The organism is Glutamicibacter sp. V16R2B1 (assembly GCF_005774635.1).
In the GTDB taxonomy this organism is placed as follows: domain Bacteria; phylum Actinomycetota; class Actinomycetes; order Actinomycetales; family Micrococcaceae; genus Glutamicibacter; species Glutamicibacter creatinolyticus.
In genome coordinates this window covers 47,253-67,739 of record NZ_VATX01000012.1, presented here as the reverse complement: position 1 = coordinate 67,739, position 20,487 = coordinate 47,253, and the positions used below count along the sequence as shown (strand labels likewise).

The window sequence follows — 20,487 nt, the reverse complement described above, 5'->3', positions numbered from 1 at the left end:
TACCGAACAACCACTACCGCAAGGAGTTAGTTTTGTCCCAGGACAACCAGAAGCATAATCCCGGACGCGTACTGATCACCGGCGGCAGCTCCGGGCTGGGCGCCGCCGTTGCCAAGGCGGTCGCCGAGGCCGGCGGCACCCCGGTGGTGCTGGACATCCAGGCGCCGGCCGAGGCCCAGGCGCAGTACTACGAAGTGGATGTCACCGACCGTTCAGCGGTGGAGCACGCCGTCGAGCAGGCGGCCGCGGACGGCGGGCTGGACGCGGTGGTGACCGCCGCCGGCATTGACCGCTGCGGCAAACTGGATGAGGTCCCGGCGGACCAGTGGGAGCTGGTGCTGGGGGTCAACCTGCTCGGCACGGTCTCCACGGCGCGGGCCGCGCTGCCGCACCTGGAGAAAAGCCATGGGCGTCTGGTGACCATCGCCTCGACCCTGGCGCTGCGCGGGGTTTCGGATGCGACCGCCTACTGCGCTTCGAAGTTCGGGGTGCTCGGGTTCAGCAAGGCGCTGGCCGCCGAAACGGCCGGGCGGCTGGGGGTCACCACGATCATCCCCGGCGGCATGGACACCCACTTCTTCGATGACCGCACCGAGCAGTACCGCCCGGCGGACAACTCCCGGCTCAATGACCCCTCGCGGGTGGCCGGCGCCATCCTGTTCGCGCTCTCCCAGCCGCGGGGCTGCGAGGTGCGCGAACTGCTGATCTGCCACGAAGGTGAGGATTCCTGGCCGTAAAGAGCGGCCCCAACCACGCTCATTGAAGGCAAGGACGCAGCCCCGCACCCGTTGGTGCGGGGCTGCGTCCTTAACTGAAACAGACCGGCGGCTCAAGTCATTCTTTGCGTCTGCTTTGTGCCGGGTAATAAGTACGCTAGGTTGATCTTTGTCACGCGTTCACTTCAAGAGCACGCGATCGGCCGGGGCCTTTTCTTCCACCTTTCAAGGGTCGCAGTCCCAGCCGCTGTCTTTCCGTATAGAACAGGAAAACCATGACCTCTCGCGTCTCCGGAGCGCTCCTCTCCACCGCCGTCGTTTCGGGCCTACTGCTGTCGCCCGCTGCGGCGCAGGCCGACGAAACCGTGCAGTCCCCCACCGCAATTGCGGCCGAATCAAGCGCCCTCCAGGAACCGGCGGCCAATGCACCGGCCGCCCTTCCGGTGCCGTCGGAACCGGTACAACTGAGCGCGGTCGACGTGGCTGAACCGGTGACAGCGGCTGCCAGCGAGCAGGCCCCGCCGGAGAACGCGCCGGCTGAAGCGGCAACCGACCCGGCCGCTTCGCCTGAGGAAACCGCGGCACCAGCCGAGAACGGCACCGAGACAGAGCGCACCGAACCGGGACCGGCAGAATCCGTCGCGCCCACCGCTGCGGATCAGCCCACCACGGACCAGGCCCCGGCAAACGGCTCCGGGACGACAGATGAGGACAACACGCTGGTCACCGAGGTTCCCGGGTCCGCGGAGAAGAATGTCCCCGCCGCCCAACCGGAGGGTGGGCCGGTGCCGAAGAAGCAGGAAAAGCTGAACGAAGCACCGGAACCGGCCGCGGAAACCCGTGGGGATGACACAAGGAATCTTGCATCCCTCTTCGCGGCCAACGTCAATGGCATGACCTTCGCCGACGAGGACGCGTTCTGGGATTACCTTGATGAACGCTTCCCCCAGGTCGATGAAAATTGGACGGAAGAACAATGGGAGGCCTTCTTCAAGACTGCTCAGGGCCGGGAATGGGACCGTCTCGTCGATGAATACCTGGAACAGTCCAGCATCGAGGACCCGGACCTCTCCGATGAAGAACAGGCCTGGCTCGATGAGGTGCTGCCCCTGCTGCCGGAAGGCAGCGAAAGCTGGGACGAAGCACAGTGGGAGCAGTTCTTCAGCACCGATCAAGGCAGGGAACTGCTCGGGATCTTCCTCGGCGTCGAGTTCGATATGGTCCAAAGCGAGGCCGAGCTGAAGGAACTGATCGAAAGCTACCGGGAGCTCTTGGAGGGCGAGGACGCTGCCTGGTTTGAGGACTTCCTCGCCTGGTACTTCGGCGATCAGACCGAGGACGGCAACGACAAGGGCAAGGGTGAGGTGAAGCCCTCCAGCACTGCGTCACCACAAGCCGCCAAGACTCCGGAGGCCACGATCGTCGGCGCAGCCGTTGCGCACAAGGTCGACACCGAAGACGCCGCCGCTCAGGCCAAGGCCCCGGCAAGTGATGCCGCGCTGGCCGACACCGGGTTTGGCGGCGTGCTCGCCGCCGGTGCCGGTCTGCTGGTGATCCTTCTTGGCGGCGTGTTCCTGCGCCTGGCCCGGAAGAACACCGCCCGGTAGCGGCGTCGTTCCGCTAGCGGCACTTAATGACGCGGGGCGAAGCGGACCGGTAAACGGTTCGCTTCGCCCCGCGGTGTTCTCCTCTGCGTTTCCGGCTGCGGGCGTTGGCTACTCGGTCGCGCTCTGCAGCTGGCGTCCTGCCGAGAGCAGCTCGCCGCTGGCGGTCAGGTCGGTGATGTTCGCATAAACCTCATCCACGCTCACCGCAGCGGTCAGCGGGAAGGTGTGGTCGCAGCGCGGGGCATTCCATCCCACCTGGGTCACGTCGATGCCGCATTCCGGGCAGTGCGTCACCCAGCCCAGGTGCACCCGGTGGCGGCTGCGCTCCAGCGGGGCGGCCATGATCATGTTCCCGGCCCAGAAGATCCCCACGGTGGGGGTCCCCACCGCCTGGGCCAGGTGACGCGGCCCGCTGTCATTGCCCAGCATGACGTCCGCGGACTCCAGCACCCCGACCAGGCCCGGGAGGCTGAGCTTCCCGGCCAGCACGTGCACGGCCTCGCGCTGCTCGGCGGGCACCTGCTCCCAGATCCGCCGGCACAGTTCGGCCTCCGCCCCGGCACCGACCAGCAGCACCTGGTAGCCGTCGGTCACGGCCCGGGTGGCCAGGGCGGCGAACGACTCGACCGGCCACTGCCGGCGTGCGTCGGAGGCTCCGGGGTGGATCACCAGGCGCGGTGCCCGGCGCCCGGCGGCGTCCGGCAGGCTGCGGGCCAGTGCCTCCAACGCCGTGCGTGCCTCGTCCCGATCGTGTTCGGTCACCTCGATGCGCGGACTCAACGCGGTGGTGGTGGCCCCGGCCATCCCGGCCACCTCCAGGGCCCGAAGCACCTCGTGCTGGTAGTAGTGGTACGGGATGCTGCGTTCAAGTTCCGCCGCGTCCTCGGTGCGGGTGCCCACCGTGTGCTTCGCGCCCAGTTCCAGCAGGAAGGGGTTGGAGAACCGCCCCCCGCCGTGTACCTGCACGGCCAGGTCGAACTCGCGTTCACGCATCCTGCCCAGAAAGTCCTGCACCTGCTGCGCATCCGCGGCCGTGTCCCCGCTGCCGCCCGGGCGCACACCTTCGGCGAAGGGCAGCACCGCCACCTCATCCACCGGTCCGGGCCTGCCGGCCAGCAGTTCGGCATGCAGCGGAGTGCCCAGCAGCGTGATCCGAGCCTGCGGATAGGCCGCGGCCAGCGCATGGATGGCCGGCATGGCAAACAGCAGGTCTCCCAACCCGCCGCCACGCAGCACGGCGATGCTCCCAATGGATTCGAAAGGTGGGGCCACGGGCCCGACGGCGGTCTCGTTCATTATCTCCTTGCCTTTCCTGCCACACGTGCTCCCGGGGCGCATTCGCGCCGTCAGATGGGCTTCTGAGGGCATACCCTACCGCCGGGCGGAGGTTGGCAACGTGATCCTGAGCACTTGCCGGGAACTTGGGTCCGCGGTGACTGAAATGCCGCCAAGCGGGTACCTCAGCGGTAGCAGGGCCTTGTGGACACCTTGGGTGCCCAGGGCCGCTGAACCAGAGCTTTGAGAGCTGATTTTCTGACTGAAGGAGGAACGCGATGTCCACCGCTCCGGCACCAAGCACGCAAGCAGACCGCGACACCGGGCAAATGGTGATCATGGATCCGGCCACGGGCGAGCAGGTCGGCTCCCTCCCCATCGCCGGCCCCGAGGAAGCCCACCGGGCCCTGGCCGCCGCCCGCACGGCAGCCGCCGACTGGGCCGCCACCAGTCCTGCCGAGCGCGGCCAGCTGCTGCACCGGGCCGCGCAGGCCCTGGAGGACGCCGCCGAGGAACTGGCCGAGCTGAACCGCCGGGAAACCGGCAAGCCGCTGCAGGATTCCCTGGGCGGGGTGCAGGCCGGGGCCGCGACGCTGCGCCAGTACGCCGAGCTGGGCCCGGTGCACCGCGGGCACTCCCTGTGCGGTGACCAGCTGGCCACCAACTACACGGTCAGCGAACCGCGCGGCGTGGCACTGCTGCTCACCCCCTGGAACGACCCGGTCGCGGTGGCGGCCGGACTGATCGGGGCCGCACTGGTCACCGGCAACACCGTGGTGCACAAGCCGAGCGAACGCTGCCCACAGGTGGGCGCGCGGCTGGGTGAGCTGCTCGAACCGATCTTCGCCCCCGGGGTGTTCAGCACCGTGCTCGGGGATGCCGCCACCGGGCGGGTGCTGAGCGAGGCCGGGCAGGCGCAGGTGATCGCCCACGTGGGCTCCAGCGCCACCGGCGCCCGGTTGGCCGAGGTCGCCGCCGCCACCTCGGCGCATCTGATCCGTGAAAACGGTGGCAACGACCCGCTGCTGGTGGATGCCGGGGTGGACCCCCAGTGGGCGGCCGAGCAGGCCGCGCTGGGCTGCTTCGCCAACGCCGGACAGATCTGCACCAGCGTGGAACGCATTTACGTGCACCGGGACATCGCCGCCGAATTCTGCCGGGCCCTGACCGAGCAGGCCCGCCAGCGCAACGCCTCGGGCGACTTCCAGCCGCTGGTGGACGCCGCCCACCGCGAGGGCGTGCACGAACAGGTGCGCCAGGCACTGGCGAGCGGCGCGGTCGCCGCCGAGGGCGGGATGCTGCCCGAGGGACCCGGCGCCCACTACCCGGCCACGGTGCTGCTGCAGTGCGCCTCGGGCATGCGCGTCATGGACGAGGAAACCTTCGGGCCGATCGCCCCGGTGGAAGTCGTGGACGACTTCGAACAGGGACTGGCCAAGGCCCGCGCCGGACGCTATGGACTGGCCGCCAGCGTGCTCACCGCCGACATCGCCCACCTGCAGCAGGCGGTCGCCGGGCTGCCGGTGGGCACCGTGAAGGTCAACGCGGTCTTCGGCGGGGCTCCGGGCGGAGCGGCCGAACCCCGCGGGGACAGCGGCGCCGGCTTCGGCTACGGGCCGGAGCTGTTGGATGAATTCACGCTCACCAAGGTCGTCCACGTGAGCGCCCCGGAACGGAGGACCCCATGAAGTCGCCACTAGACCAACTGCACGCCCTGACCGAACAGGTCCCCCAGCTGCTGGCCGAGGCCGCCCCGGTGGTGGCCGTGGTCGGCGATGTCATGCTTGACGGCTGGTGGCACGGGGACATCGAACGCTTCTGCCGTGAGGCCCCGGCCCCGGTGGTGGAGGTCCGTGAACGCTCCTACGCGCCCGGTGGCGCGGCGAACACCGCCATGAACGCCGCCCGGCTGGGCGGGGCGGTGCGGATGCTGGGGCTGGTGGGCCGGGACCGGGCCGGCATCCGGCTGCGCCAGCTGCTGGAGCAGGAGGGCATCGACACCAGCGCCCTGGTGGAGCACGAGCAGGCGGCCACCACCACCAAGGACCGGATCATCGGCGGGGACCAGATCCTCTTCCGCCTCGACGAGCAGTCCCGCACCGTGCCCGCCGAGGCGCTGCAGGCGGTCGCCGACCGGGTGGCCGCGGCCGTGAAGGGGGCGGACGTGGTGGTGGTGTGCGACTACGATTCGGGGATGCTGCGCGGCCAGGTGCATGACGCGCTGGTGGCCGAGCTGGCCGACCGCGACCCGGACCAGCTGGTGATCATTGACGCCCATGACCCGCGCCCGTGGGCCGCGCTGGTCCCGGACCTGGCCACCCCCAACGCCCAGGAGGCCCTGGGCCTGCTGGGATGGGAGGGCCAGCGCCCGCAGGACCGGGTGGCGCTGCTGCGTGAGCGGCACATCGAGCTGCTGGCGCAGACCGGGTCCCGGGCGGTGGTGGTCACCCTGGACCAGGAGGGCACCATCTACTTCACCGCCAGCGGCCGCGAACACCGCACGTGGGCGCGGCCGGTGACCGAGAAGCAGGCCTCGGGGGCCGGGGACACGTTCGTGGCCGCCCTGTCGCTGGGCTGCGCGGCCGGGCTGCCGCGCAACGTCGCGCTGGAGCTGGCGCAGGCCGCGGCCACCGTGGTGGTGCACCGTCCGGGCACCTCGGTGTGCAGCACCGCGGACCTGCGGGCCCACCTGGGCGGCGCGTCACGGGTGCACTTCGATTCGGGGGATCTGGCGCAGGCCATTGCCCGGCACCGTGAGGACGGGCAGAGCGTGGTGCTGACCAACGGCTGCTTTGATGTGCTGCACCGGGGGCACACCAGCTACCTGGAGCAGGCCAAGGAGCTGGGTGATGTGCTGGTGGTGGCCCTGAACTCGGATGAGTCGGTGCGCCGGCTCAAGGGCGAGGGGCGGCCGGTGAATCCGGTCGCCGACCGGGCCGCGGTGATTGAGGCGCTCAGCTGCGTGGACTATGTCACGGTCTTCGACTCGGACACCCCGGTCCCGTTGATCCAATCGCTGCAGCCGGAGATCTACGCCAAGGGCGGGGACTACACCGAGCAGATGCTCGCCGAGAGCGCCAGCGTGCGCGAGTACGGCGGTCAGGTGCGGATCCTGGACTACGTCTCGGATCATTCCACCACCGGGCTGCTGCGCCGCATGTCCCAGCAGGGGGCGGCTGGCAACGGCGCGGCGGCCAAGGTCGCCGAACAGTCCCCGGAAGCGGGAGGCTGAGATGGCCGGCACAACCCCAAGTCTGCAGGTGTTGATTCCCAGCTTCGCGCGGGAAGCGGAACTGGCGGTCACCCTGGCCGGATTGGCCGGCCAGCAGGACTGTGAGTTCGGCGTGATCATCGCCGACCAGAACGACGCGACACCCGGGTGGGAGCACCCTGCGGTGGAGGCGATGGTCCGGGTGCTGCGCACCCAGGGCCGAACGGTCGCCCTGGAACGCAACCTGCCGCTCCGCGGCATGGCCCAGCAGCGCGACTTCCTGCTGCGCCGGGCCACCGCGGAACGGGTCCTGTTCCTGGACAATGACATCTGGCTCTCCCCGCAGGGGATCAGCCAGCTGCAGCAGGCCATGGACTGGGCCGGTTGCGGTTTCATCGGGGCCGCCGTGCAGGGGCTGTCCTACCTGAAGGACCGCCGGCCCCAGGAGCAGGAGCCGTTCGAGCTGTGGGAGCAGCCGCCGCGGCCGGAAAGGCTGCGTCCGGGGGATGCGAACTTTGAGCGCTGGACGCTGCACAACGCCGCGAACCTGTCCCACATTGCCCAGCAGCTGGGGATCGGGCCACAGCAGTGGCGGCTGTACAAGGTCGCCTGGGTGGGCGGCTGCGTGCTCTTTGACCGGGCGAAGCTCGAGGAATGCGGCGGGTTCGAATTCTGGCGCCAGCTGCCGGCGGCGCACGCCGGTGAGGACATGGTGGCCCAGCTGCGCGTCATGGAGCGCTTCGGCGGGGCCGGGCTCATCCCCTCCCCCGCGGTGCACCTGGAGTCGGAGACCACGGTGACCGACCGCTCCACCGAAGCGGCCGATGTGGTCCTGGATTCCCCGCGGCCCGTGAAGGGCTAGAACCGCGGCACAGGCAAAGACCCGGCCGACGGCACTGCTGCCGTCGGCCGGGTCCTTGCCAGCTGACCTGGCTGCCGGTCAGCGCTTGACGATCTTGAAGAAGGTGCTCGCCTCCCCGTCGGCCTTGTGCTCCTGGTAGAGCAGGGCCAGGCGTTCGGCGTCGAACTTGTCGAACCAGTCCTCCCAGGAAATGTGCTGCAGGGCGTCCTCCCCGGCGCCCCCGGGGAAGTCGAAGCGCAGGATGCCCGGGTCATCCGCGTCCCCGGTGGAACGCACGCAGGCAGGGCTGCCCTCGTTCTTCTCCACCCACTGACGAATCTCATCGTGGTCCACGGTGGTCTTCGATTCGGAAGCCATGTTCCCTCCTAGTACTCATCGGTGTTTGCCGCGGGCACCGGGGCGTGTGCGATGACAGTCGCGGTGCCCATAGGCGCCACGCTACGCAGGCGCGCGTCGCGCTGGCCACGACCACCGGGAACTTTTCAGGTTCACCGAACACCTCTGCTGGCGCGGTTTGACGCCCCCGATGACCCAACATGACACTTCATGCCTTGAATTGATACCCAGTTTCACTACTATGGAGTAATCACAGTTTGTGACTGGACTCACACTTTCATCCCGCAAGGAGTACCGATGACTCGCCCAGCATCAAACCTCACCATGTCCGTTGCCGCGATCCTCGCCGAATCAGCTACCCGCTTCGGCGAGCGCCATGCCATCACCATGAGCGGGGTGAGCACCACCTACGCGCAGCTGTGGGATGAGACCCGGGCATATGCCGGGGCCCTGCGGGAACACGGCATCACCGAAGGGGACCGCGTCGCGGTGCTGATCCCCAACGTCACCGACTTCGCGCGGGTCTACTATGCGGTGTTGTCCTTGGGGGCCGTCGTAGTACCGATCCACGCGTTGCTTAAGCGGCACGAGATTGCCTACGTGCTGGAAGATTCGCAGGCCACCCTCATGATCTGCGCCGCCCCGCTGCTGGGCGAGGGCAGCGCCGGCGCCCAGGCCGCCGGGGTGCAGGTCTTCAGCGTCATGGCCCCCGAAGAGCTGGGCTCGGACCGGTTGGAGGACCGGGCCCAGCGCGCGGAAGCGATCACCACCTATGTTCCGCAGCACCCGGAGAACATGGCCACCATCTTGTACACCTCCGGCACCACGGGCAAGCCCAAGGGGGCCATGGGTTCACACCTGGCCCTGGTGGAGCAGACCAACACCCTGCTGGTGAACACCATTGACATGCGCGCCGGAGACAAGATCTTCGGCGGGCTGCCGCTGTTCCACATCTTCGGGCAGACCGCGGTGCTGAACACCGGGCTGCGGGCCGGCAGCGAACTCATGCTGCTGCCCAAGTTCACCGCGCAGGGTGCCCTGGACCTGCTGCTGGATGAGGAAATCGACGTGTTCATCGGGGTGCCCACCATGTATGTGGCGCTTTTGGAGGCTGGACGGCAGCGCACCGACAAGCCGACCAAGCTGCGCTACGGGGTCTCCGGCGGCGCGTCGCTGCCGGTGGCGGTGCTCGAGGCGTTCGAGGCCCGCTTCGGGGCGCGCATCCACGAGGCCTACGGGCTGACCGAAACCTCCCCGGCCGCCACCTTCAACCATGTGGGCCGCGAACCGCGTCCGGGCACCATCGGCACCCCGGTGTGGGGTGTGGATGTGGAGATCGCCGACCCGCTGGTTCGCGATTCGATCAAGCTGCTGCCGCGCGGGGAACTGGGCGAACTGGTGGTCCGCGGCCACAACCTGTTCTCCGGCTACCTGAACCGGCCCGAGGCGACGGCCGAGGCCATGGTGGACGGGTGGTTCCGCACCGGGGACCTGGGAACGAAGGACGAGGATGACTACCTGCGCATCATGGACCGCACCAAGGACATGATCCTGCGCAACGGCTACAACGTCTATCCGCGAGAGGTGGAGGAGGTGCTCATCAGCCATCCCGAGATCTCCAACGCGGCCGTCTACGGGGTGCCGCACCCCACCCATGGCCAGGAGGTGGCCGCTTCGGTGACGCTGGAAGCCGGTTCAACCCTGGACGCCCGGAGCATCGGCACGTGGATCAGCGAACGGGTCGCCGCCTACAAGTACCCCCGCCACATTGAGGTCATTTCCGAGTTCCCGCTGGGTCCCAGCGGCAAAATCCTCAAGCGCGAGCTGGTGGCACGCCACGGCCAGGAGGACGCGCCGGGCCGGGGCACGCTGGCCGGGCAGGACAGCGCCACGGTTTAAGCCCGCCTGCCGGCCGGGACGGTTCGCACCCTGCGGACTGTCCCGGCCGGAGCGTGGCGTGAAGCAGTGTGGACCTTCAGGAATCCTGGCCCGCCCCGCCCTCGGGTCGGTGGGTGGAAAAATCGGGTCGGCGGTGTTCAAGGAACGCCCGGCGCCCCTCGGCCAGGTCCGTGCTGGCCGCGTTCTGCGCCCACAACCGCCGCCAGTGCTCCGTCACCTGCCCGTTTGCAGGACCCATCCCCATGACCTGCTTGGTCTGCCGGATGGAGAACGGTGAATTGGCCACCAGCCGCCCGGTCAGGTCCTCCAGCGCCCGCTCCATGCCGTCGGCCGGCACCAGGTCGGTGAAGAGATTCCAGTCCACGGCCTTCGCCGCGCTGATGGACGCGGCGCTGAACAGCAGGTAGCGGGCTCGGCTCTGGCCGACGCGGTCGCGCAGGCGCTCAATGCCGCGCCGCGGGTAGACCAGGTCACGGTTCTCATGGGCCTGCAAAGCGTCAGCTACTACGTCGCGCTGACCTGGGTTCCCACGATGCTGCAGGATGCCGGCATGGATGCCAGCACCGCTGGGTGGATGCTTGCCTACTCCGCCTTCCCCGGCATCGTGGCCTCACTGTTCACCCCGGCCCTGGCCGTGCGGGTGCGGGCCACCTGGCTGCCGGTGGTGTTGGCCGTGGCCCTGACCGGCGCCGCCTACCTCGGTCTGGCGTTCCTCCCCGCCACCGGCGCGCTGGTGTGGATGACGCTGCTCGGGTTGGGGCAGGGCGCCTCGATCAGCCTGTCGCTGTCCTACATTGTCTGGCGCTCACCCAACACCCATTTCACCGGCCACCTCTCCACCATGGCGCAGGGCTTTGGATACCTGCTGGCGGGCCTGGGGCCCATCGGCATCGGCGCGCTGCACGGGCTCACCGGTGAATGGGTCGTGCCGATCGGCGTCCTGGGCGTGCTGCTGGTGGCCCAGCTGGTGGCCGGCATCGCCGCCAGCCGTCCCCGGCTCGTGCAGGCCCGCGGATGGCAGGCTCCGGAATCGCCAACCCCGGCGGTCACCGAGCGCGTGGAAGCCTAGGTCCCTAACCGCCGGACAACCAGCGCACCGGGCACCGCTGGGCGGGGGCAACCGGGGTGTTGCGTGGCCCGTTCCCAGCCCGAGCGTCCCAGCCCTGGCTTGCCCTGCCCCGGGGTGATCGGCGGCAAGGCCAATGGGGGTTCCACCGGGGATGGCGTGTCACACTGTAACCGTGGACGCACAGATCATTTACACCATCCTTGCCGGCGTGCTGCTGGTGGTTTCCGCCCTGGGCACCATCTTCCCGGTGCTGCCCGGCTCCCTGCTGGCGATCCTGACCCTGCTGGGGTGGGGTTGGCTGCTGGGCAGCGCCGCCTCCTGGTGGGCGGCCAGCCTGGGCATCCTGATCGCCGCCCTGGGGTGGTCCGCCTCCGCGGTGCTCACCGGGCGCAAGCTCAAGCAACACCGGGTGCCGCGCGGCTCCATCTTCTGGGCCCTGCTGGGCGCGGTGATCGGCGCCTTCGTCATCCCGGTGCTCGGACTGTTCGTCGGCTTCGCGGTGGGCCTGTTCGCCGGCGAAGCCCGCCGCCACCGGGATCTGGGCACCGCCTTTGACTCGTCCTGGGCGGCGCTGAAGGCGATGGGCTGGGGCATCCTGGTTGAATTTGGGTGCGTGCTGTTGGCCAGCTCCATTTGGGTCATCGGCATGATCACCCACTTCGCCACCCGCTGATGCGGAACGGAAAACCGTCCTAGATCCAGCCGTTGTCCTGCGCCACCCGCGCCGCTTCGATCCGGTTCGCCGCACTGGTCTTGCCAATCGCACTGGATAGGTGGTTGCGCACGGTGCCCACGGAGAGGTGGATCTGGGTGGCGATCGCGGACACCGGCTGGCCGCTGGACGCCAGGACCAGCACTTCACGTTCCCGCTCCGTCAATGGGTTCACCGCCGACTGGACACTGATCATCGCCAGCTTCGGGTCAACCACCCGGCCCCCGGCGTGCACCTGGCGGACCGCGGCGGCCAGCTCGGCCGGGGAGGCGTCCTTGACCAGGAAGCCGTGGGCCCCGGCGTCGAACGCCTGGCGGAAATATCCCGGACGGTCAAAGGTGGTGACAATCAGGATCTTCACCCCCGGATGCTCCGCCCGCACCTGCACCGCGGTGCTCAACCCGTCCTGCCGGGGCATCTGGATGTCCAGCAGGGCCACGTCCACCGAGTGTTCGGCCAGGGCCGCGGCCACCTCGTCCCCGTCGGAGCATTCGGCGACCACCTCAATGTCCGCCTCCAGGTTCAGCAGCGCGGCCAGTGCCCCGCGCACCAGGTGCTGGTCATCGGCGATCAACACCCTAATCATGTATTGCTCCCCGTCCGCCCAAAATCAATGTGCACGCTGGTGCCGCCCAGCGCCGACTCCCCCACCGTACAGCTGGCCCCAAACAGCCGGGCCCGTTCGCGCATGCCGCGGATGCCGTGGCCTTCGGCGGCGGCGCCCAGCCCGTCCCCGTCATCATCAACGCTGACCCTGTCCTGCTCCAGGCGCACCCACACCGCGGAGGCGTGGGCATGGCGCAGCACATTGGTCATGGCCTCGCGCACCACCCAGGCCACATGGGAGCGCAGCGCGGAGGGAATGTGCTCGGCGTTGCCCACCAGGTTGAAGGTAATCCCGCTATCGGCGCACGCCCGACGCAGCTCCTCCAGCTCCGCACCCAGATCCTCCCGGTTGATCCCGTGCACCGTGGTGCGCACCGAATCCAGGGCGGAGACCGCCAGGCTGGACAGCTGCTCCACCTCGCCGCGGGCCCGCTCGTACTGCCCCGCGTCCATCAGCTGCAACGCCAGCTGGGCCTTGAGGTTCAAGGCAGTCAGCGAATGCCCCACCCCGTCATGCACGTCGCGGGCCATCCGTTCCTGTTCGCTGAGCACCAGGTAGTCCGCCCGCAACTGTTCGGCCGCCACCGAATGCTCGATCGCGCTGGAGGTGACGTAGTAAATGACCATCAGCACCAGGTTCAGGCCGATCAAAAACAACATGTCCAGGAAATCGCCAAAAATGACCGGCAACGCAAAGCAGAGCAACGTGGCCACCGCGTAGGTGGGGTACAGGACCCTGCGCGGCAGCAGGAAAGCGGCATAGGAAGTGATGAACGGAAGCAGGCCCAGGCTGCCGCTGCGCAGCACCGGGATGCCCAGCAGCACAATGCCCACCAGCGCGCCGAAGTACCACAACGCCTCCGCCTGGCGAGCACCGCCAAAACCCACCGCCCAGGAAAACCGGGCATAGCCGCGCAGGTACACGGCGGCGAACACCGCGGTCAGACCCAACCCGATGACCCGGATGGCGGCGGGGTACTCCCCCTGGATCAGCTGCAGGACCGGGAAAATCAGAAACAGGATCCAAACCCCGGAGATCCACCAGCCAAAACGGGCCCAGAACTCATCGGCCTCGCGTTGCGAGGCCTCTAATCCCGTCACTGCCGCGCCCGCGCCTTGCGGGTCGCAACGACCGCGAACACCGCGAAGATCACTGCCCATAGCACCAGATTAGTCGCTGGCATCCACAATGGATCGGGGGCGAACCCGGTTTCCGGGGCCACCTCGCGCAACTGCAGGTAGCGGATCAGCGCCACGTAGCCGTACATCGGGGTGAACCGGGCAATGTCCAGCATCATGCTCTCCAGCGGCATGAACACGTTGCCGAAGAAGGCGAAGAAGACCATCAGCCCACCGGCCAGACCCAGTGCGGACTCGGATTTGAAGACCATGCCCACCCCGATTCCGTAGCAGGCAAAGATCAGTGAACCGCCGATGGTGATCAGGTAGCTGGCCGCCCAGATCCAGTTCTCGCTCACCTGCGCCCCGGTCGCCGCACCCAGGGCAAAGACCAGGGCCGAGGAGATCGCGGCCACCGCGGTGGCCACGAGCATCTTTGAGGAGACAAATGTCGCCGGCGGCATGCGGGTCAACGCCACCTGGCGGCCCCAGCCCTGCATGGTTTCGGTGGCCACGGTGCCGGCAATCGCCACCGTGGAGACGGCCGCACCGTAGGCGGCCATGGACACCATGACGTAAAACTTCACGTTGCCGAAGCCCAGTTCCTGATCCGTGTAGGAGGGGATGTTGCCAAAGAGCACGTACATGGCGCTGGGCATCAGCAGGGAGAAGACCAGGTTGTAGCCGTCGCGCAGGTGCCGGGCGAACTCGACCCGGATGTAGGTGGCGTTCATGATGCGTCCTCCGTGAGGTGAATGAAGGCTTCCTCCAGGCTGGGCGCGGTGATCTCCAGGTCGTAGGCCCCGCACTCGGTCAGCAGAAGGCGGGCAAAGGCGTCCGAGTCCTGGCAGCGGAAGGTGGCGCGCAGGCCGTTGCGCTCCTCCAGCCGCACCTGGCCCGCACCGTTTAGTGCGTGGTCAATCGATGCGGCGGTGGGCAGGGTCGCCACGACCTTGCGCCCGGAGATCATCTGGCGCAGCTGTTCGGTGGCGCCGTCGGCAACCACCTGGCCGTGGGCCATCAGCACCGTGCGTTCGGCGAAGTTTTGCGCCTCTTCCAGATAGTGCGTGGCAAAGATGATGGTGCGCCCCTCGGTGGCCTCGGCCCGCATGGTTTGCCAGAAGTCACGCCGGGCCCGCACATCCATGCCGGCGGTCGGCTCGTCCAGGATCAGCACATCCGGGTCGGGCAGCAGGGCCAGGGCGAACTTGATGCGCTGCTGTTCACCGCCGGAGCATTTGCCGACCCGCCGCTTGCCGATGGCGTCCAGGCCAGTGCGCTGCATGACCGCTTCAACCCGTTCGGGCATCCGGTGCATGGAGGCGATGACCGTGATCGTTTCGCGTACCGTCATGTCCCGCAGCAGCCCTCCGGTCTGCATGACCGCCGAGACCCGTCCGCTCTTGACCGCGCGGTGCGGGTCCAGTCCCAGCACGCGGGCGGTGCCGCTGGTTGGCGGGGTGAGCCCGAGGATCATGTCCACCGTGGTGGTCTTGCCCGCGCCGTTGGGGCCCAGCAGCGCGACGATCTGCCCGGTGGGGATCACCAAATCCAGGTCCCTGACCGCCTCGACGCGGGTGCCGCCGGCGCTGAAGGTCTTGCCCAACCCCTGCAGGGTGACGGCGTCGGCTTTCGTCAGTGTTTGCATGTTTCCCAGTCTGGTTTGGGCGGGCGGCAACGCGAAGAGCCAAAAGTCATGAGCTGGGCATGACGAATGTCATGGGGCGGCACCGCGTCTAGCGCTGGCGGGGCGGTGATTTCGCTCAATTGGCTGGGAAACTCTCAGAATAATCCCGTAATCTTCTTACCGTGCCTGATCTTTCTTCCCTAGCTTCTTTTGCATCCCAGGGCGGCGTACTGCCGCTGGGTGCCGCGTTTCTGCCTGACTGGCTGAACCCTGCCGTATTCCTGAACGACCCTGCCCTCGGCCCCTGGGTGCTGCTGCTGGTGTGCGGCATCGTATTCGCCGAAACCGGCCTTTTGGTCGGCTTCTTCCTGCCCGGGGACTCCATGCTGTTCACGGTGGGCATGCTCATTGCCACCGGAACCATTCACATCCCGCTGTGGCTGTTCTGCCTGGCGATTTTCGTGTGTGCCTTCGCCGGTGACCAGACCGGTTACATGATCGGTAAGAAGACCGGGCCGGCGATCTTCAAACGCGAGGACTCCCGCTTCTTCTCGCAGTCCAATGTCCGGCGTGCCCACGACTTCTTTGAGCGCTTTGGCGGCCGTGCTGTGGTCCTGGCCCGTTTCGTGCCGGTGGTGCGCACCTTCGTCCCGGTCATCGCCGGTGTGGCGAAGATGAAGCACAGCACCTTTGTGTGGTTCAACCTTCTCGGTGCCCTGCTCTGGGGCGTCGGGGTGACCATGCTGGGCTACTGGCTGGGACAGATCGAGTGGATCGAGCAGAACATCGACCTGATCTTCATCCTTATCGTTTTCATCTCGATCATCCCGATCGTTTTCGAGTTGATCAAGGCATCGATGACCGCGCGGAAGAACGCCAAGGCCGAGAGCCAGGATGCTCCGGCTCAGGAATCCCGCTCGAACTCCACCAACAACTAGATCACCACGGCTGCCGGGCATCCTGCGTCCGGGGAACCGCCTTCGGGTCTCCCGGCGCAGGGAGGGCTAGGCAGAACGGCGGCGGAACTGTCCGCCGCCCCATTGCACGCCGCGGCGCATCAACCACTGGTCACAGGGTTGGATGCAGCCGCGGCGTACTCCGTGGCAGACAATGTCGGCGGCATCATCCAACAGCCGGGCCGTGGCCGCACTGGCCGGGCGTACAGCGTTCATCAACACCTCGCAGTCACAGTACGCACCAAGCAGATTGATCTTGCGTTCCAGGGCAGTGGCGCGTGGTGCCGCGGTATTCCGGTAGTGGATGAGGAACCGCAGCGTGCAATCGCAGTCAAAGTCCCGGGCCATTCGGTACAAAAAGCAGATCAGACATTCGTGGTCCACGGGTTCGGGCAGATCCGACATGTCGGCTCCTTTACTGCTGGAGGGATGAGGTCCCTGCCAGCTTCACCGCTTCACACCCGCGCCGCGGCCAGTCGCCGCCGGTTTGTGGACAACCACCCGCATTGGGTCTCTTGCCTACAAAGCCCGGTTGACTAACCTACATGCCTTGCAAGGAATGCTTCGACGCGGTCCAACGCTTCGGCCACGCGCTCGTACCCGGCGGCAAAGGACAGCCTGATGTACTGATGTCCTGCAAAGGGATCAAAATCGCCGCCCGGGGTCAGGGCCACTCCCGCCTCCTGCAAGAGGGCGGTGCAGTAGTCCGAGGCCGTTTCAAATTCGGCCAACACCCCCTGGGCGAGCTTCCCGTAAAGGTAGAACGCTCCGTCGGCAGGGGCCGCCTGGCTAATGCCGAGCTTGTGCAGCCCCTCCAGGACCAGGGCGCGGGTCCGGGCGAACTCCGTCACCCGTTCCTCGGCCTCCCGGTAGCTGGATTCCTCGAATGCCGCGAGCACCGCCTGTTGTGCCGGGGCCGGGGCGCACAGCGCCAGGTTTGAGGCCAGCGCATCCACGGCCTCGACCAGGTCGTCGGGCACCAGCATCCAGCCCAGCCGCCAGCCGGTCATGCCCCAGTATTTGGAGAAGGAAGAAACAACGATGGCGCTGTCCGAATACTTCCAGGCGGTCTGCGAACGACGCTCGGGGTCAAACTCGATGCCGTGGTAGATCTCGTCGCTGACCAGCCTCACCCCCTGCTCGTGGCACCAGCTGGCAAGCTGGCCCAATTCGACTTCGGAGAACATGGTGCCGGTCGGGTTGTTCGGTGAGGCGATGATCAGCCCGTCCAGTCGTCCGTGTTCGGCCCGGGCCTTTTCCAACAGTTCGACACTGGGTTGGAAGCGTTCGGCCGGCCCGGTGGGCAGATCCACGACTGTTAACCCCAACGCCTGCAGGATGTTGGCGTAGGCCGGATATCCGGGCCGCGCCAGCGCGACCACGTCTCCCTGGTCAAAGGCGGCCAGGAACGCCAGCTGGAAGGCTCCGGAGGAGCCGGTGGTCATCACCACGTTCTCCACCGGCACCGGCACCGCGTACTGGCGGTGGTAGTGCCCGGCCACCGCTTGGCGGGTGGAGGTCAGGCCGCGGGCGGGGGTATAGCCAAATTCCTGGTGTTCGCCGTGCAATGCGGCGGCCCGGTCGTTCACGGCCCCGGGGGCGCCGCCGCCGGGTTCGCCAACGCACAGGGAGATCACGTCCTGGCCGTGGGCGCGCAACACCGCCACCTGCTCGACAATCTTCATGACTTCAAAGCCCGGAACCTGGGCGCGGCGGGAAACCTTCATTTCTTGGCCTGCACCTTGAATTCGCGCGGGCGCACCGGATGGCGAGAGAGGATGGAGATGCGGTTGAACGCATTCATGGAGATGGCCAGCCACTGGATGACGGAGAACTCCTCGTCGCTGAGCACCATTCGGGCGCTGGCCAGTGCGGCGACCCGCTCGTCATGGCACGGCAGCTCCGTCGCGGCTTCGGCGATGACCAGGGCGGCGCGTTCGCGCTCGTCAAAAAGATCCGCGTCCTCCCACACCCCCAGCAGGGCGATGCGCTGCATGCTCTCCCCGGCCTCCAGGGCGCGGCGGGTGTGCAGGTCCAGGCAGTAGGAACACCCGTTGATCTGTGAAACCCGCAGGTTCACCAGTTCTGCCAAGCGGGCGTCAATGCCGGCCTTGCGGTACGACTCCCCCAGCTGCTCGGAGAAGGCGACGATGGAGCGCCACAGCTCGGGATTGGACTTGTCCAGGAACAGCGGATCAGAAACAGCCATAAGCCGAGTCTAGTATGCGCCCCCGCTCCCCGAGCCAGCGGACGCCGGCGGGCCGTGCCGGTTCCGGCACGGCCCGCCGGCGCGAGTCCCCGATTTCCTTTCGCTCCCGGTCAGCGCGCGACTGCCCGGGCCCGAGGGGCTAGGTCAGCTGCAAGGTGGTCAGGCAGGTCGCGTCCTCATCGGAGACCGTGGAAATGTTGGTCGTTCCGCTCTTGCCCTGTGCCTCGACCGTCAGGGTCCCCTCCATGCCGCGTGGCAGCCAGAGCCCCACAAATCCGTTGTCGAAGGTTTGCATGGATTCGTCCACGAGCTTCTGCCCGGTCTTGTTGTCGGTGACGGTGACCTTCACGTCGGAGTTCTGCATCTCCCCCAGGCAGGTGGTCAGGCTGTGGAAGTGGCAGTCGTGGGTCTGCTGCTGGTAGGGGGCGAAGGACAGGTAGAACTTGTCCTCCGGCATCGGCAGGGTGACTTCCTGCTGGTCATCCATGAGAACCAGTCCCGCGGGCCGCACCGAGGCGATCAGGGTTTGGCTGCGTTCGCTCACCGGCAGGGCATCCAGCCGGTCGATGATCTGGGTGGTGTTCAATCCGTCGAGTCCCTGGGTCGTCAGGAACTGCTGCGTGGAGTCGGCGGCCTGCACGCTGGTGGTGGGGGCCGGTTCCGGGGTGCTGCTGCACCCGGTCAGGGCCAGCGCCCCCACGGCGAGCACTCCAAGGACACGGGCTGTGTGTCCGGTGGCGGTGCGGTGGCGGTTGTGCTTGGTTGTTGTCGGCTTTGCCATGGTGGTTCCTCGTGCTGGGGTGCGCGGTGGGCCAGGGGCCCACCGCGCGTGGAGTGGAGTGGTTTTTTGGGGGTCGGTTACAGGCCGGCCAGCATGTCCTTCATCTGCTGAATTTCGGTCTGCTGATCGTTGACGACCTGTTCGGCCATATCGATGGCCGGTTGGTAGGACCCGTCGCGAATCTGGTCCTCGGCCATGGTCACGGCCCCCTCGTGGTGGGCAATCATCTGCTCAAGGAACAGCTTGGAGGCGTCCACCCCTTCGGCTTTCTGCAGGGCCTGCAGGTCTTCCTCGCTCATCATCCCGTCCCCGGGGCCCATGTCGTGCATGTTGTGGGACTCTTCCACGCCCCACTCCTGCTGCCAGGACTGCAGTTTCTCGATTTCCGGGCCCTGGGCTTCCTTGATCTGCTCGGCCAGGTTGGTCACCTGCGTGTCGATGCCCTGCTTGGCCAGGATGATGTCGCTCATTTCGATGGCCTGCTCGTGGTGAACGCTCATCATCGCGGCAAAGGACTTGTCCGCGTCGTTAACGCTTGCTGCCGGGGCGGAGGTGGCGGTCTGCTCCGGGGTGGCCCCCGGGTCCTGATCCTGGGTGGCGCACCCGACCAGCACTGGGGCAAGGCCCAGGCTCAGGGCAGCAAGAACGGCAATTGGCTTCTTCATGTGGGTTTTCTCCGTGATTTCGCATCGCTGAGGGCACGAACGGATCGAAAGTCCGCGTGCCGGGGCATGGGTTTTCGACTCCCGCCGGAAGCGCAGGAAGGCGCGCGGGAGCCTGCCGATCAGGTGCGGCTAATACACAGCGCGTGCAGCGATGGGCTTGGCCGGAAGCGCCGTGCCCGGAGGCGGTACCCGGGTCCTGCCCGGCAGAACCCGATGCGGCGGGCCCAGAAGGCTGGCAGCACGCCGAGGGTGAGGAAAAGCAGCAGCAGCGCGGCGACACAGGCGGCGCTCACCACCTGCTGGTCACCGCTTTTCTGGCATTCGGCGCATCCCACGGCAGAGGTATCGGCCAGCAGATGCTGGTTGTCGGTGGCCGCCGGCGTCTGTGCCAGCTGCCCGGCGGCGGTGAAGGGATGGGCCTCATGGGCAGGTGCGGTGCCGTGCAGGTTCAGTCCATGCATCAGCAGCAAACCCACCACGACGGCCGCGGCCAGCAGAATCCCACGCAACATGCCAGGCAGGGTGCCGGGCACCGAAGGCGCCGGCGGCTGCCGCAGGACGGGTGGGATGTTCATATCTGCAGATTCTAGCCACACGGACTGTGAGCCCCCTAAGCAGTGAAGTTCCATCTTCACGCTGGCGCGCGGGCTGACAGGGGCCTTGTCTGTTCCTGATGATTCGCTCACCCTCACTGGATTTAATACCCCTAGGGGGTATAGTCTCGGGTGTGGTGGAGGAAATGAAGATCACTCAAGCCGCCACCGGCAGCTCTAACCAGGACGGGCAACCACAACCCATGGTTTCCACAGCGAACGCGAAAGGGGCATCATGAGTACC

Annotated in this window: 22 protein-coding genes; 9 read left to right on the top strand and 13 right to left on the bottom strand. The window is 67.3% G+C overall.

The features are described 5' to 3' along the window. Positions 1 to 32: 32 nt before the first annotated feature. The gene (locus FDN03_RS07650) at positions 33 to 737 is read left to right on the top strand and encodes an SDR family oxidoreductase (protein WP_138175655.1); all 705 of its coding nucleotides are present in this window, start codon (positions 33 to 35) and stop codon (positions 735 to 737) included. Between the two features lie 254 nt (positions 738 to 991). Beyond that, positions 992 to 2,323 carry a hypothetical protein gene (locus FDN03_RS07645; protein WP_138175653.1) on the top strand — a complete coding sequence of 444 codons (1,332 nt, stop codon included), beginning with the start codon at positions 992 to 994 and terminating at the stop codon, positions 2,321 to 2,323. Positions 2,324 to 2,431: 108 nt separating this feature from the next. On the opposite strand, the gene FDN03_RS07640 is transcribed toward FDN03_RS07645, so the two are convergent. Continuing rightward, positions 2,432 to 3,619 (bottom strand): glycosyltransferase family 9 protein, encoded by a 1,188-nt coding sequence (locus tag FDN03_RS07640; RefSeq protein ID WP_138175651.1) that lies wholly within the window; start codon positions 3,617 to 3,619, stop codon positions 2,432 to 2,434. Positions 3,620 to 3,876: 257 nt separating this feature from the next. Here FDN03_RS07640 and FDN03_RS07635 point away from each other — a divergent pair, with 257 nt between their 5' ends. From FDN03_RS07635 to FDN03_RS07625, 3 genes are read left to right on the top strand one after another with little or no spacing between them, the layout of a single operon-like run. Next, complete coding sequence (locus FDN03_RS07635; protein ID WP_138175649.1) at positions 3,877 to 5,286, top strand: aldehyde dehydrogenase family protein; 1,410 nt, start codon at positions 3,877 to 3,879, stop codon at positions 5,284 to 5,286. Continuing rightward, on the top strand, positions 5,283 to 6,830 hold the full coding sequence (gene rfaE2, locus FDN03_RS07630) for a D-glycero-beta-D-manno-heptose 1-phosphate adenylyltransferase (protein WP_138175647.1): 1,548 nt from the start codon (positions 5,283 to 5,285) through the stop codon (positions 6,828 to 6,830). Before FDN03_RS07635 ends, rfaE2 begins: the two co-directional genes overlap by 4 nt. 1 nt (position 6,831) lies before the next feature. Continuing rightward, complete coding sequence (locus FDN03_RS07625; protein ID WP_138175645.1) at positions 6,832 to 7,671, top strand: glycosyltransferase; 840 nt, start codon at positions 6,832 to 6,834, stop codon at positions 7,669 to 7,671. Between the two features lie 78 nt (positions 7,672 to 7,749). Here the strand turns inward: FDN03_RS07625 and FDN03_RS07620 are convergent, their stop codons facing one another. Continuing rightward, positions 7,750 to 8,028 (bottom strand): hypothetical protein, encoded by a 279-nt coding sequence (locus FDN03_RS07620; protein WP_138175643.1) that lies wholly within the window; start codon positions 8,026 to 8,028, stop codon positions 7,750 to 7,752. A gap of 276 nt (positions 8,029 to 8,304) precedes the next feature. Here FDN03_RS07620 and FDN03_RS07615 point away from each other — a divergent pair, with 276 nt between their 5' ends. After that, a complete protein-coding gene (locus FDN03_RS07615; protein ID WP_138175641.1) occupies positions 8,305 to 9,906 on the top strand; it encodes a long-chain fatty acid--CoA ligase in 1,602 nt (533 codons plus the stop codon). A 76-nt stretch (positions 9,907 to 9,982) separates the two neighbouring features. Here FDN03_RS07615 and FDN03_RS07610 read toward each other — a convergent pair whose 3' ends face one another. Further along, positions 9,983 to 10,399 carry an enoyl-CoA hydratase-related protein gene (locus FDN03_RS07610; protein WP_171021174.1) on the bottom strand — a complete coding sequence of 139 codons (417 nt, stop codon included), beginning with the start codon at positions 10,397 to 10,399 and terminating at the stop codon, positions 9,983 to 9,985. Here FDN03_RS07610 and FDN03_RS07605 point away from each other — a divergent pair. Then, on the top strand, positions 10,388 to 10,975 hold the full coding sequence (locus FDN03_RS07605; RefSeq protein WP_212743879.1) for an MFS transporter: 588 nt from the start codon (positions 10,388 to 10,390) through the stop codon (positions 10,973 to 10,975). The two genes, FDN03_RS07610 and FDN03_RS07605, sit on opposite strands and share 12 nt — an antisense overlap. Before the next feature lie 172 nt (positions 10,976 to 11,147). Further along, entirely contained in the window at positions 11,148 to 11,648 is a 501-nt protein-coding gene (locus tag FDN03_RS07600) for a DUF456 domain-containing protein (protein WP_138175637.1), read from the top strand. A gap of 19 nt (positions 11,649 to 11,667) precedes the next feature. Here the strand turns inward: FDN03_RS07600 and FDN03_RS07595 are convergent, their stop codons facing one another. Genes FDN03_RS07595 through FDN03_RS07580 form a run of 4 tightly spaced genes read right to left on the bottom strand, consistent with a single transcriptional unit; the run spans position 11,668 to position 15,060 of the window. After that, complete coding sequence (locus tag FDN03_RS07595) at positions 11,668 to 12,273, bottom strand: response regulator transcription factor (RefSeq protein WP_138175635.1); 606 nt, start codon at positions 12,271 to 12,273, stop codon at positions 11,668 to 11,670. Further along, complete coding sequence (locus tag FDN03_RS07590) at positions 12,270 to 13,394, bottom strand: histidine kinase (RefSeq protein ID WP_171021173.1); 1,125 nt, start codon at positions 13,392 to 13,394, stop codon at positions 12,270 to 12,272. The genes FDN03_RS07595 and FDN03_RS07590 overlap by 4 nt, the downstream gene beginning before the upstream one ends. Continuing rightward, positions 13,391 to 14,146: an ABC transporter permease gene (locus FDN03_RS07585; RefSeq protein ID WP_138175631.1), complete on the bottom strand. Its 756-nt coding sequence runs from the start codon at positions 14,144 to 14,146 to the stop codon at positions 13,391 to 13,393. The genes FDN03_RS07590 and FDN03_RS07585 overlap by 4 nt, the downstream gene beginning before the upstream one ends. After that, the gene (locus FDN03_RS07580) at positions 14,143 to 15,060 is read right to left on the bottom strand and encodes an ABC transporter ATP-binding protein (RefSeq protein WP_138175628.1); all 918 of its coding nucleotides are present in this window, start codon (positions 15,058 to 15,060) and stop codon (positions 14,143 to 14,145) included. Before FDN03_RS07580 ends, FDN03_RS07585 begins: the two co-directional genes overlap by 4 nt. 161 nt (positions 15,061 to 15,221) lie before the next feature. Here FDN03_RS07580 and FDN03_RS07575 point away from each other — a divergent pair, with 161 nt between their 5' ends. After that, positions 15,222 to 15,977: a VTT domain-containing protein gene (locus tag FDN03_RS07575; protein ID WP_171021172.1), complete on the top strand. Its 756-nt coding sequence runs from the start codon at positions 15,222 to 15,224 to the stop codon at positions 15,975 to 15,977. Positions 15,978 to 16,043: 66 nt separating this feature from the next. Here FDN03_RS07575 and FDN03_RS07570 read toward each other — a convergent pair whose 3' ends face one another. The 6 genes from FDN03_RS07570 to FDN03_RS07545 form a co-directional block, all read right to left on the bottom strand. Beyond that, positions 16,044 to 16,400 (bottom strand): DUF2695 domain-containing protein, encoded by a 357-nt coding sequence (locus tag FDN03_RS07570; protein WP_138175626.1) that lies wholly within the window; start codon positions 16,398 to 16,400, stop codon positions 16,044 to 16,046. 131 nt (positions 16,401 to 16,531) lie between these two features. After that, the gene (locus tag FDN03_RS07565; RefSeq protein WP_138175624.1) at positions 16,532 to 17,722 is read right to left on the bottom strand and encodes an aminotransferase class I/II-fold pyridoxal phosphate-dependent enzyme; all 1,191 of its coding nucleotides are present in this window, start codon (positions 17,720 to 17,722) and stop codon (positions 16,532 to 16,534) included. Then, positions 17,719 to 18,204 carry a carboxymuconolactone decarboxylase family protein gene (locus tag FDN03_RS07560; protein WP_138175622.1) on the bottom strand — a complete coding sequence of 162 codons (486 nt, stop codon included), beginning with the start codon at positions 18,202 to 18,204 and terminating at the stop codon, positions 17,719 to 17,721. The genes FDN03_RS07565 and FDN03_RS07560 overlap by 4 nt, the downstream gene beginning before the upstream one ends. A 139-nt stretch (positions 18,205 to 18,343) precedes the next feature. After that, positions 18,344 to 18,985 (bottom strand): CueP family metal-binding protein, encoded by a 642-nt coding sequence (locus FDN03_RS07555; RefSeq protein WP_171021171.1) that lies wholly within the window; start codon positions 18,983 to 18,985, stop codon positions 18,344 to 18,346. Positions 18,986 to 19,062: 77 nt separating this feature from the next. Beyond that, positions 19,063 to 19,650: a DUF305 domain-containing protein gene (locus FDN03_RS07550; RefSeq protein WP_138175620.1), complete on the bottom strand. Its 588-nt coding sequence runs from the start codon at positions 19,648 to 19,650 to the stop codon at positions 19,063 to 19,065. Between the two features lie 119 nt (positions 19,651 to 19,769). Further along, positions 19,770 to 20,225: a DUF6153 family protein gene (locus tag FDN03_RS07545; protein ID WP_138175618.1), complete on the bottom strand. Its 456-nt coding sequence runs from the start codon at positions 20,223 to 20,225 to the stop codon at positions 19,770 to 19,772. Positions 20,226 to 20,487 lie beyond the last annotated feature (262 nt).